General features: G+C 36.4%; 1 protein-coding gene. It reads right to left on the reverse strand.

The features are described from left to right. The coding region (locus FN795_RS06150; RefSeq protein WP_142449849.1) for a SprB repeat-containing protein at window positions 1-13,577 on the reverse strand (13,577 nt) is incomplete at its 3' end. Between the last annotated feature and the right edge of the window lie 47 nt (window positions 13,578-13,624).

Raw genomic sequence — 13,624 nt, forward strand, 5'->3', positions numbered from 1 at the left:
AATTGTCCTGCAACTGTAATGTTTGTTACCGGCGCAACAGTGTATGACTCACTATATGTACAACCATTTGCATCTGTAATCTGGAATACATAAGTGTCCGGATCTAAATTGGCAAATGTTGTTGATCCTTGTTTAGCTCTCACAATTGGAGATAAAATCTCATACTGTAATGCTCCAACTCCACCTGTATGACCTGTAATGTCAACTGTTCCTTTTCCGCCACAAATAACAGCAACTGTTGTTGCGAATGTCAAGTCTGTCGGTGGATTCAATGCCGGTACGTTAACACCATTTGTGATAGTGAATGTACAACCGTTTGCATCCTTAACGATTACATCAAATGTAATTCCTGCAAACGTCTCATATGTATTCGTTCCTGAGAAGCTTGTGCCATTGTCATAGCTGTACTGATAAGGAGTTGTTCCTCCTGATGGAGTTACAGTAACTACCGCTTTTGATGGTGCATTACCTGCTGTACATACTAAAGCTGTCGTAATCGTTGAACTAGCCGTCAATGCTGTCGGTTGAATAATAATAGCTGGTTTTGTATCTGTACAATCTTTAGCATCTTTAACTCTTACAACATAAGTATTACCGGCTGGTAAACCAATAAACACATTTGAAGTCTGATAAGGTCTAACGATTGTAGCGCCATCTTCTAATTGATAAGTAAAAGGACTAACTCCTCCTGTTACTACTGCTGTTATTGTACCATCACTTGCTGTATTACAACTAGCATTAGTTGAAGAAACTGTAAATGCAATTGGAGTAATAGGATCTAAAGTAAATGGCTCTATAACTCGACAAGTAGTTGTATTTCCAAGATCAGTCGCTCTAAATAAATAATTACCAGTAGCTGTTGTTGTATGAACATTTGAAGCTAATGTAGTCCAAGAAGTACCACCATTAGTTGAATATTCATAAGAATATGTTGGTCCAAAACCACCTGAAGCAGTTAAAGTAATTGTAGCATCTGGAGTTGGTGTACAATCAAGATCTTTCGTTAACTGAATATTAAGTTTTAATTGTGGTTTAACTTCATAAGTTTTAGTTGCTGTACAACCTTTACCATCTTTAATTACTAAAACATAACTACCTGCAGCATTAAATCTAAAAGTAGGTGAAGATTGGAATACACTTCCGTTAACACTATATGTAGCACCACCAACAATAGTTCCATCTACAGTACCTGTAACTGTAATGTCAAATGGAGTACCATTATAACATATAGGCGCTGGCATGTTGATTGTTGGATCTTGGTATTTGTAAACTGTAACTGGTACAGATTTAATACATCCAAAAGCATCTTTTGTGTATACATCATAAACGATTCCTGCAACACTTCCTGCTCTTGTAAATGTATTTGCAGATACCCAATCCGCAGCTACTGGAGAAGCTCCCGAAGCAACTACCTGATAAGTATATGGTCCTGTTCCATCTTTTGCTTGCGCAGAAATAGTTCCTAAGTTCGTACAGTCGGCAATAGAAGTTGCTGAAGCTGTAAGTGATAATAATACTGGAGATTCTTTAATGTTAAAGTTTGCTGAAGCTTTACCACATCCAGAATTACCTCCTGAAGTTTCCTGAACTAAAATATAGTACGATCCAACTGGCAAAATACCAGCATTAGAGACCGTAACACTTCCATTTGCAGGAATTGTTCTTGTTCCTGTAATTGATGTTGGAACATTACTAAGTGCTTCAACTATTGTATATGTTACATCAACAGGAGCACCATATATACTTTTAATATCAAAACTAATATTACCATCATTTACTCCTGTACAAGTTCTATTTTGAGGAATAATATTATCAAGCGATAATGTTGAATTTGTAGGTATAGCATCTGGAGCAACTTGATAATAATAACATTTTGTGTTTTCATCATAAATAATGAAAGTATAAGTTACTCCAGGAGTTAATCCTGTGTAAATACTTTCTTTCGTAGATGTCTCTCCTTGCCATCCGTCAACACCATCTGCTGTCCAAATTTGAGGAGGAGTTGGTCCTCTGTAAATGTTAAAATGATATGGTCCCGTTCCTGCAAAGGCAGTTTTAACAGTAATTGTCGCTGAACCACCTGTAGAAGAACATGTTGATGCTGTATTAATAACAATACCAAGTTCATTAACTGGAGCGGCAATTAATATGTCATTTATAAATGCAGAACAACCATTTTCGTCAACAACTCGAATTTGATATAATCCAAAATCAACTACCTCAAATACTACCGTATTACCAGGATTGTTTAAAGATTGTTTACTATAACCATTAATACCTGTAACATAATAATCATAATTTGCAGTACCACCCGATACTCCTCTTATTATAATTTCACCTTTGGTTACACCAGCGCCAACACATTCTAATGATTTTTTATCGAAATCAATCAAAATTGGAGATGGTTGAGCAATAGTAATGTTTTCTACATGAGTACATCCTTTTGCATCTGTAACTGTAACTGTATAATTACCTGCCGCTAAACCAGAGGTTTGCGTGCCATAATTACGGCTAATTGTAGTATTTAATACATTTATTGTATATGGTGCTAAACCTTTTGTAGGATCAATTACAATGTTTAATGATCCTGATTCATCTCCATTACATAGAATCGCTGGTCCTGCTGTCACCGTAAATTCTGGTGGTACAGGAGCAGTAATTTGAACTGGTACAGTAGTTGTAACTGAACAACCACTTGCATCAGTAACTGTAAATGTATAATTTCCTGCAGTGTTTGTTGTGAAAACATTAGCTGCAAAAGTTCCTGTATTAGGTGAACTTGTATATGTAAATGGTCCATTTCCTCCACCTACTGTTAAAGTAATTTGAGCGGCTTCTGAACCTACAACACAAGTAATATTTTTATCCAATTTAGTTGAAATAGTCAATTGAGGATAAACCGTTACCGGAGTTAATGTTTGAGCAATACAATTATTTGCATCTTTTACCCAAACATTATATGTGCCAGCCGTTGTAACTGTAAATGTGTTACCAGACTGATATGAAGTACCATTGATACTATATTGTAAAGTTCCTGTTCCTGTTCCTACTGCAGTAATTGTATAAGTTCCAACACCTAAACATTGTCCAGTAGCTGATGCTGTAACAGTTGGAGCATTATCTTTAGCAATTACAACATCTAATTTAACCTCACATTTATTAGCATCCCTAACATAAACATCCCAGTTTAGGTTTGTTGTAGGGTTCAAATATGCAATATTACTTGGTCCAAAATCAGCATCCGTAACCGTTACGCCATCCTGAACAAAAGCATATTTATATGCAGTAGTTCCGCCCGCAGCTGTTATAGTCACTTTAGATGTGCCGATATTACAATTCGCATTAACCGTTGCATAACTAGCTGATAAAACATTAGCCGGTTCTACAATAGTTATTGTAGCATTTGCTGGACAACCTGTTGTATTGTCAACTACAGAAAGAGTATAGTCACCAATACTCAAACCTGTTAATGTAATTACATCTCCACTAGTACTTGTTGTATATGGTAAACCTGTAGGTGAAGTTGTAACTACAACTGAATAATTACCTGTAGAACTAAATCCAGATACAGTATATCTTGCTGATCCTGTTGTGTCACCTTTACATTTAACATCGCTTAATTTACTAACTGCAACTGCAATTGGTGTAACCGGATTAACCGTGATTGATTTGGTATCGTAGCATCCGTTTGCATCGGTAACTTTAAAGGTATAAGTATCCGGTGCCAAACCTGTAAATACTCCAGATGAAGCTCCTGTTGTATTTCCTGTAGCTGTAGCCGGAGAAATAATACTGTAAACTAATGTACCAACTCCTGTACCCGCTGTTGTTGTAACTGTAACTGTACTTGATGTCGCCAAACAAGTAACTGCAGATGCAGCAACAGTATTGATTTTTGGAGAATTTAATTTATTTAAAACAACTGATCCGTTTGTGATACATCCTTTTGCATCCCTAACAGAATAGTTGATGGTCTGATTTGATCCGTTATCATTTACAACCAAAGTTTGTACAGATCCATATCCGCCTCCATTAAAGCTGTATTGGTATGGAGATGTTCCAGTTGTTGGTGTATTGATTGTTACTGAACCTGCAACTTTTGTGTTTGTTGTACTACATGTAAATCCTGTTGAAGTAGCTGAAACAACTAAAGCTGTTGGCTCTGAAATGATAACAGTAACACTTCCTGAACATAATTTGCTGTCTTTTACATAGAAAGTATGTGACCCAGGAGTTAATCCTGTAAAACTAGCTGTAGTCGTATAAGTACCAGCTAAAGCATCACTGTAAGTATAATTTCCTGATCCTCCTGATCCTGTCAATACTACTGATCCGTTATTTGCTCCAAAACAAGTTATATTAACCTGAGTAGCAGTTACTGTAGGATTAGTGATCGCATTAACTGTAGCAGAAACAACAACCTTACATGCTGTTGGGTTATTAGAATCTGTAATTTCAAAATTATAAGTACCTGCTGTTGAAGCTCCAGTATACACAAATTGTGTTCCTGTTACCGGAATACTTGCTCCGTAAGTTCCTGTTCCAGGGTCTACTTTGTAAGTATAAGTCGATTTACCTCCTGTAATGTCAACCGTAATAGCTGCATTTGGAGTAGCAGTACAATCCAATTGCTTAGTTACTTTGGCAACTGCTGTTAATTGTGGATTGACTGTAATTGGTGTTGCTGAAGCCGGACAGTTATTCGCATCTTTTACCCAAACAGTATAAGTTCCAGCAGCAACATTAAATACATTGCTTGTTGAAAAAGCTCCGTTTACGCCATTGATACCATACTGTAAAGTTCCTGTTCCTCCAGTTCCTGTCGCTGTAATCGTAAATCCGCTTCCTGTTCCTGTACATTGGTTGCTTAAAACCGCTGTAACTGATGGGGTTGGATCTGTTGATAAGGCAACAGCAAAGGTATCTGTACAACCGTTGGCATCCATTACATAAACAACCCAGTTCATATCAGCTCCACTATTAGTGTCTACTGTAAGAACTTTGTTTGTTCCATAAGCTGTCGTTGCCGGAGCTGAAGCGCCTTGTTTTACAACTGCATAGCTATAATTTGTAGTTCCGCCTGTTGCTGTAGCTGTTATTACAGCATTATCATTATTACAATTGATATTAGTTGCTGTAGCTGTTACATCCAATACGTTTGTTGGCTCTCCAATAATAATTGAAGTCGAATTAGTACAGCCTGTAGCTGTATCTGTTACAGATACTGTGTAAGTTCCTGCTGCAACATTGCTCAATGACAAGGTGTTTCCTGATTTTGTCAATGTGCCTGTTCCCAAGGTTCCTGCTGTTAATGTGAAACTGTAGTTTCCTGGAGTAGCAATCCCCGAAATGGTAAATGTTCCGTTTCCTGTTGATGTTCCTTTACATTTTGCATCATTGTTCTTATTTCCTGCAATTGCAATTGGTGTAACCGGATTAACCGTGATTGATTTGGTATCGTAGCATCCGTTTGCATCGGTAACTTTAAAGGTATAAGTATCCGGTGCCAAGCCTGTAAATACTCCAGATGAAGCTCCTGTTGTATTTCCTGTAGCTGTAGCCGGAGAAATAATAGTATATGCCAATGGCGCAACTCCCGTTCCTCCTGTAACTGAAACAGTAACCGAACTTGTTGTTGCTAGACATGTTACCGCCGTAGGCGCAACACTTAAAATAACAGGTGAGTTTAATTTATTTAAAGTTAATGCCCCTGAAGCAATACATCCTTTAGCATCTTTAACTGAGTAATTAATAACCTGATCTGTTCCGTTATCATTTACTGTTAAAGTTCTTCCTGCTGCATATCCTCCACCATTGAAGCTGTATTCGTATGGCGATGTTCCAGTTGTTGGAATTGCAATCGTTACTACAGCTGCTTGTTTAGTATTTGTAGTACTACATGTGAATTTTGTAGCGCTCGCACTAACAATTAATTTAGAAGGCTCTGTTATAGTAACTGTTATTTTACCAACACAACCTTTGCTGTCTTTTACAAAGAAATCATAATCTCCAGCTGCTAATCCTGTGAAAGAAGAAGCAGATCCATAAATAATTCCGTATTTACTATATTGATAATTCTGACCTCCTGTTAATGAACCTCCTGCTCCAATTAATTGTACTGAACCATCTGCGCCTCCATTACAGCTTACATTAATTTGGTTCGCTGTTACTGTTGGATTAGAAATAGAAAGTATTGTAGTAGTAGTTACGAACGTACAACCATTCGCATCTGTAACTTTAATTAAGAATGTTCCAGCTGTTGAAGTAGTATAAACATTGGTAGCCATATTGCTATAAGAAGTTCCATTATTAGTTGAAACTTGATAAGTATATGAACTTTTTCCTCCATTAGGAGTAACTGTAATTGTAGCATCTGGATTTGTAGTAGAACAATCCAATTCTTTAATTGCAGTCGTTGCTGTTAATTGTGGATAAACTGTAATAGCTGCCGCTTGAGCAGTACAGCCGTTAGCATCTTTTACCCAAACGATATATGGAGTTGCGCTAGCAACAACATCAAAGAAATTATCTGAACCAAAAGCACCTGTAGCACCATTGATTCCATAAGTTAATGGAGCAATTCCCCCAGTTCCATTTGCTGTAATTCTGAATTTATTTCCAGAACCTGTACATTGGTTATCTAAAGTAGCAGTAACGCTTGGAGTTTGATCTTGTAAAACTTTAACAGAAACAAAATCAGTACAACCGTTAGCATCTTTAATATAAACATCCCAATCTACTTTTGTACCATTAACAGTATTAACTGTTAATTTAGGATCCGTTCCATATGCTGCAGCACCAGGTACCGCACCTTTTATTACAACAGCATAAGTGTAGCTAGTTGTTCCACCAAAACCAACAGCTGTAATAATTGCTTTATCATTATTACAATTGATGTTAGGAACCGTTGCCGTAACATCTAATGCATTAGCTGGTTGTGTTAAAGTAACAGTATAAACTGCCTTACATTTTGTTAATCTATCAGTTGCTGTAATAGTATAATCACCAGCAACTACTGCAGAAGTAACTGCAATTGTTGTAGTCGAAGCCGCTACGTTATTTGCCTGCTGAATTGTTGTTCCGCCAGCATTTTTAATAACATAGTCATATCCGCTAGTTTTAGCTCCAGTTACAGTAAACTGAATTGTTCCTGTTCCACCATTACATTTAATAGTTGTAAGTACAGATCCACCAGCAACAATATCCGAAGTTCCTTTTACATCATAAGAAATGCTGAAAGTACAAAGTGTTTTGCTATCTGTAGCTTGGAAAGTATATAATCCTGGAGTCAATGATTTAAAGTCTCCTGTTGTATTACTTGCAGTATTATAACCTGCTGGTCCTGCAGTAATTTTATATGAAATGTTTGCTAAAGTACCAGATTTTACAGCTGTCAAAGTCACATGACCTCCAGGAGGAGTTGTTGAACAATCATAACCGCTATCAACTAAATTGATTCCTGTAATTTGATCTAATGTAGCAATAGTTACACTATATGGTCCTGCCTGACATCCATTCGCATCTTTAACATAAGCAGTTACAGCTCCAGCAGTACTTGTTGAATATGTATTTGTTGTTGTAAAGTTTGAAGTTCCGTTGAAACTATATGTATAAGTTCCTGTACCACCAAATCCGCTAATTGTAACAACTGCTGGAGTAGTTCCTGAAGTTGCACATTTAATCTCAGTTGCAGAAATTGTTCCTCCAACTGCTGTAGGTTCTGTTAATGTAATTGATCCAATAGCTGATGTACAGCCATTACTATCTGTTACTTGGTATGGATAAGCAATACCTGCTTTTAATCCTGTATATTTTGTAGTCGTTGAAAATGGACTATTATTAAAACTATAAGTATAACTTAATGATCCGCCTGAACCTGCTAATGTTACCTCTCCAGTTGATCCACCGTTACAAGCTATCTGTACTGGTGTTGCACTAACTGTTGGATTGGTAATTCCGTTTACTGTTACGCTAACTTCTACCTTACAAGATGTTGGGCTATTAGAATCTGAAATTTCAAAAGTATAATTGCCAGCTCCTGGTGCAGGATAATTAAATGTAGTTCCTGTTACGTTAGTACTTGCTCCATAAGAACCTGTTCCAACTTTAACTTTATATGTAAAAGTTGACTTACCGCCAGTAATATCAACTTTAATAGTTGCTCCTGTAGTTGTACAAGATAATCCTGCAGATACTGCTGCAGTAGCTTTTAATTCTGGTGCAACAATAATATTACTAACTGTTGCAGTACAATTATTAGCATCTCTTACTAAAACACTATGAGTTCCTACTCCCACATTTGTGAAAGTATTTGTAGTCACAGCAGCAGCGCCATCTAAACTATAAGACAATGTTCCTGTTCCTGATGCCGTAACTACAATCGTCGCTTTATCAGCATCAAAACATAAATCTGATGTACTTGCTAAACTTGCCGTAACCGCCGGAGCGTCATTTATAATAACCGCAGTTGAAACTGCTGAAGAACAACCTCTTAAATCTTTAGCAGCAACTGTATAAGTTCCTCTTCCTAAACCAGTAAATATTGCCGAATCTTGAAATGCAGTGATAACTGTCACACCATCTGCTGCTCTAAGTTCATATTTATATGGCGAAGTTCCTCCTCCAGCCACAGCTGTAATAGCAGCAGAATTTGGAACACATGTTAAAGGCGTAGTAACACTAGCTGTAACTGTAACTGCACTTGGAGCACCAACTGTTTTGCTGAATGATTTTGAACAAGTACCTGCTAAATCACTTTGTACAACTACAGAATAATTTCCTGCAGTCAATCCGTTAATTGTAACTGGAGATGTTGTAGAATTTTGTAAAGCTCCACCATTTATAGAGTAGTAGAACCTTGTATTGAAATTTTGCGCAGTAATTGTAATAGAACCTGTATTTCCACCATTACAAGCAGCATCTTGGATTGTTGGTTCTAAAACAGTAAATGCTTTATCGGTTCCAACATCAAAACGAACCACTTTCTCTTGTAAACATGTTTGTGGTAATTGATAAACTGAAATGTCATCAATCAATAAATCATTTCCATTATATTCTAAACTTCCTGAACGGATAACAAATGTCAAATTTGTGTTATTCCCAGGGTTTAAAGATATTGTAGGTATTTCGATCCATTTTGTTCTATTTGGATCATTTTTCGCTTCTGCAATTTTTCCAGTATCAACTCGTGCAACAACGTTTCCAGATGGGTCTACTAATTCGAATCGAACTATTGGAGCCGCTCCATCAACACCTGCATTTAATAAATTGGCAACAGCCAAATCTACTTTTACTGGTTGATTTGGTATAACATCAGCAATTGGTTTGCTATATAAAATTCCATAGTCACCTGCCGCTGAACCAATATTTACTAATAAATATCTTCCGTCAGCAACTGTACCATTAGATGTATGATCTTTAAATGGATACCAAGCTGTATCGTTTCTCCAAAAGAAACTTGCCACAGAATATTGATTATCCTCAACAGATCTTGTAGGATTAGGACAAGTATGGATATTTACGTCTTGATTGTTAAAACAATAAGCAGCTGCAATACCAGGGCTTGTCGTTGGTGCTCCTCTTCCGAAATCTTCTTTTAATAAATTACTATAAGTACTAGCATCTTCTAATTTATATTTTATTGTAACATAATGGCTTCCTGATGGAATATTAGTAAACACATTATTAGTAACTGGCGTGTTTGGTATACCATCTAAAGAATATTCATATGAATATACATTACTTGAAGAATTAATAACAGTTGCCGTAGTTTGTCCTTTACCAGTACAATCGTAAACAACAGGAGATAATTGAACATCTGGATCAGCAGGTTTTGGATCTAAGATTACATTATATGGCAATTTGTAAGTACAACCATTTGCATCTTTAACGACTAAAACATATGTACCATCTGTAACATCTGCATAAGGCAAATCACCAAACGATATTCCTCCATCAAAAGAATACTTATATGGAGCCGTACCTCCTGAAACGTTTGTAAATCTTAATCTTCCTCCAGTTCCGCCAAGTCTACATCCTGCTAATTCAGCTACACCACCAGAAGCCGTTAATTCAGATGCTGGCGAATTAATTGTGATAACTTGCGCAGGATCTGTACAAGTAGTTCCAGATAATGTATATTTTACAACAACATTATAAGTACCTCCGCTTAGGTTTGAGAAAGTTCCGTTGTTACTCCATGTTGCACCATTATTAATGCTATACTGCATTGTATAACCATTTTGTGCCGTAACATTTACCTTAATCTCTCCTTTATCAGTGTAGCATATAATATCTGTTTTACTGATCGTATATTCTGGTTTTGGACTTGCTGTAAATGTAATTGAGTTGGTTGCCTTACATCCATTTGCATCAGAAACTGCAATATTATAAACTCCACCTGCAGGTAATGTTGCAAATGTCACTGGTATTGTTGCTCCAGTATAAAGAACATAATCTCCACCATTTAGAGAATAATAATATGGTGAGGTTCCTCCACCAATCGTTAATTTAATTCCACCATCCTGACAAGCTGTTAATGCTGGCGACATAGCAGGAGTAACAGTAAGTTTAGCAACAGTATTGATCGTAATATCCTGAGTTGCTGTACAACCATCATCAGTAATAACTTCAACAGTATAAGTTCTTCCTGTTGTTAATTGGTCATATAAATATTGATTGTTTGAAATTTTTCCAGAAGTATTTACAAGTGTCTTAGGCGATTTTCTGTAAATATTAAATGTATATTGAGGATCAGCGTCATTAGCGACAATAAGCACTTGACCTAAGTCACCGTTACATAATGGCTGAGAAGCTGTAGCAGTCATGCTAAAAGCTCTCTTTCTGATTACAATATCTCCAATATTAAAAATACAAGGGTTTGTAGTTACACCAACCTGTCTTATAAAAATAATATATGTTTTTTGTGTTACACCAGCGCCCCAAGTAGTTCCAGTAATTGGGAATGTTGGGCTTGATTGATAAGCTCCTGGTACAGGCGCAGTATTAGGTATTTGCTCAGCTATTGCATATTCATATTGTGCAGATCCACCGCCAACAGTTATGCTTCCAGCTTTTCCACACATAATATCTTTGTGCGTTTCAGTTGGGTTGAATACGTTTTTATAAACATTGAAATAAAAACGATTAAAACAGCCTCCAGTATAATTCAATGTCAATCGGAATTGACCTGACTGGTCTGCTCTGTAATCTGGTCCTTCACCAACTTTTGTCCAAGTACAAGAAGTTCCTTCGTTCGCACAATTTTGGCTAGTTGTTGCTGTACAGCTACTTTCATTAAGTTTCTCCCAAATAATAACTGATGAATCATTAATTCCAGTTGGGATGTCTTTATATGAGTTAGCTCCACACAAGAAAATATTTGGCAACATTTTACCATTACTTGTACATTGTACTACTTGACTAGCGTATGGAATAACTGGGTTTGTTGCAATTCCTCCAAAAGGAACAACTGTAATTTCCTCTGTATAATCAGTACAAGGTTTGTTAGCAATTCCTGTTACTTTGTAAACTCCAGGTTGTGTTACTGTAACAGACTGACCCGTTGCGCTAAAATTTCCAGGTCCTGTCCAAGTGTAGCTAGCATATCCATCAGAAGCTTTAATAACTTGGTTTGCACTACATAAAACAACATTTTGCGTAAACTTACAATCTTTTACTCCCACTAAGAAGTTTGTAGACTGTGGTGTTCCAAGATTACAAGCTGTGTATGATGATAAACTAGGATCATCTGTAATTTGAGTTGGATTTATGGATCCTTTATAAGTAGCATATCCAGAATTTTGAATAATAGGATCACAGGCATCACTTAACTCATTACAAGTAGGAACTACTTTTACACTGAATCTAATTTCACTGCGCACAAAAGGTGGCCCAGGTATTAAATTCTTTTTAACTAATGCGTCAGGAATTTTGAAAAGAAGTGTTCTTGTTGCAGCGTTATAAGTAACATTATTTGCAACCGTCATTCCTGTAGGTAAAGAAGTTATGTCACCAGGAAAACTGAAGTTAATGTTTTTAGGCAATACATCTTTAATTACAAACTCTTTAGCATCATCGTTACCTTGGTTTTCAAATCCAAGTACATAATTTAATTGTTCTCCTAAGGTTACATCTTTTGAACTTGCATCAGCGCCATTAGCATCAAAAACCTGTTTGGTCAATAAAATTTTTGGTTCGATAATTTCAACTGCAAAAGTTGATAAGAATGCACCATAACCATCGCTAGAAGTCGTAAGTCTTAAAGTAGCGCCCGTTTCATCATTTGGAACAACACTATTTATCGCACCAGAACTTGATGGTGGATTTGGAATAATAACATGGTCAATATCAAATCCCATAGTATTGGTACTATTAGGAGTTCTTGATAAATAATGAGATCCATTATCAGAAATTGTCGCGTTGAAAAAATTTCCTATTGGATTAACAGCATCATAAATAACCGTAAATGCACTTGATTTATTTGCCTTAAATTGCAAATCGTCTCCTGTTTTAAGATTATCACCTTCAAGAGCACCAACACCAATTTTTGCATTTACAGGAAATGGAGATGGCAAAGTTTGAAAACCACTTACAGTATAATCTACCGTTTTAATACCTCCCGCATCAGGGTTAACACCTACATAACCATCGAAAACAGAAATAAATTTACTCGGCATTGTTGGGCTTTCGTAAATTACAACTAAAGACCAACCTCCAGCACCACCACCATCACGTTTTCCTAAAGCAGCACGAACATTTCCAACAGTATAAACACCATCAGCATTTGCTAAACCTTGTAATGTTGTTGTTACATTTTTAAAACAAACGTATGGTGAATCTTTAAAAGAATTTTGAACGTTTGTATAATTGTATCCATCAAAAATAACTTCATCTGCTGTTACGTTTTGATATGTTCCTCCTGGCACTTTAAATTTAATTGTTTTCCAGGTATCAAGAGGTCTTAATGAACCATCGTATTTCTTTCCAGTGTCAGTACTTCTTTCGTAAGGATATATAGCTGACCAGTATAACCCAGCAAAAACAATTTTTTTACAGCTATTATTAATTTTCAATTCTGATTGAGACGAACTAAAAACTCCTGTTGCAGGATCAACATTGATATATTCAACATTGTAATCGTTGTTATCTCCAGGTGAATTAAATGGGGTGTTTGCCTCAGCAGTTAAAGTTGCTAAATTAGTAACCGTTCCTGTAAAAAGAACTCCTGTTTGCGGTGCTCCATTTCGGTTATACGTTGGAGCAGTATTTACCTTATTGATTACCGTGTTTCCAATTAAAATAACATCTCCTTTAACTTTTATGTTTCCTCCAGTAAGTCTAGGTGTAAAAGCTTTTCCAATTTGAGCATTTACTGAAGTAAAACTTAATAGTAAGAACAAAACGAACATCGCATAGCGCGATAAATTCTTTGTATTTAATCGCTGCTTTATTGTATTTGAACTTTCGTCCAAACAATAATGCTTTAAATCCTCCAACTGGCTTTTAGCTTGGGTAACTAAACGTGCACAACATGCGATAGCAAGTTTTACATTCTTTAAGATAGTAGGTTTTTTCATGGTCTTCAATTTGTTTTTGGCCTTTCTCTATTTTTCAAGGGGCATTA

This window comes from Flavobacterium resistens, from assembly GCF_900182645.1.
GTDB classification, from domain to species: Bacteria; Bacteroidota; Bacteroidia; order Flavobacteriales; family Flavobacteriaceae; genus Flavobacterium; species Flavobacterium resistens.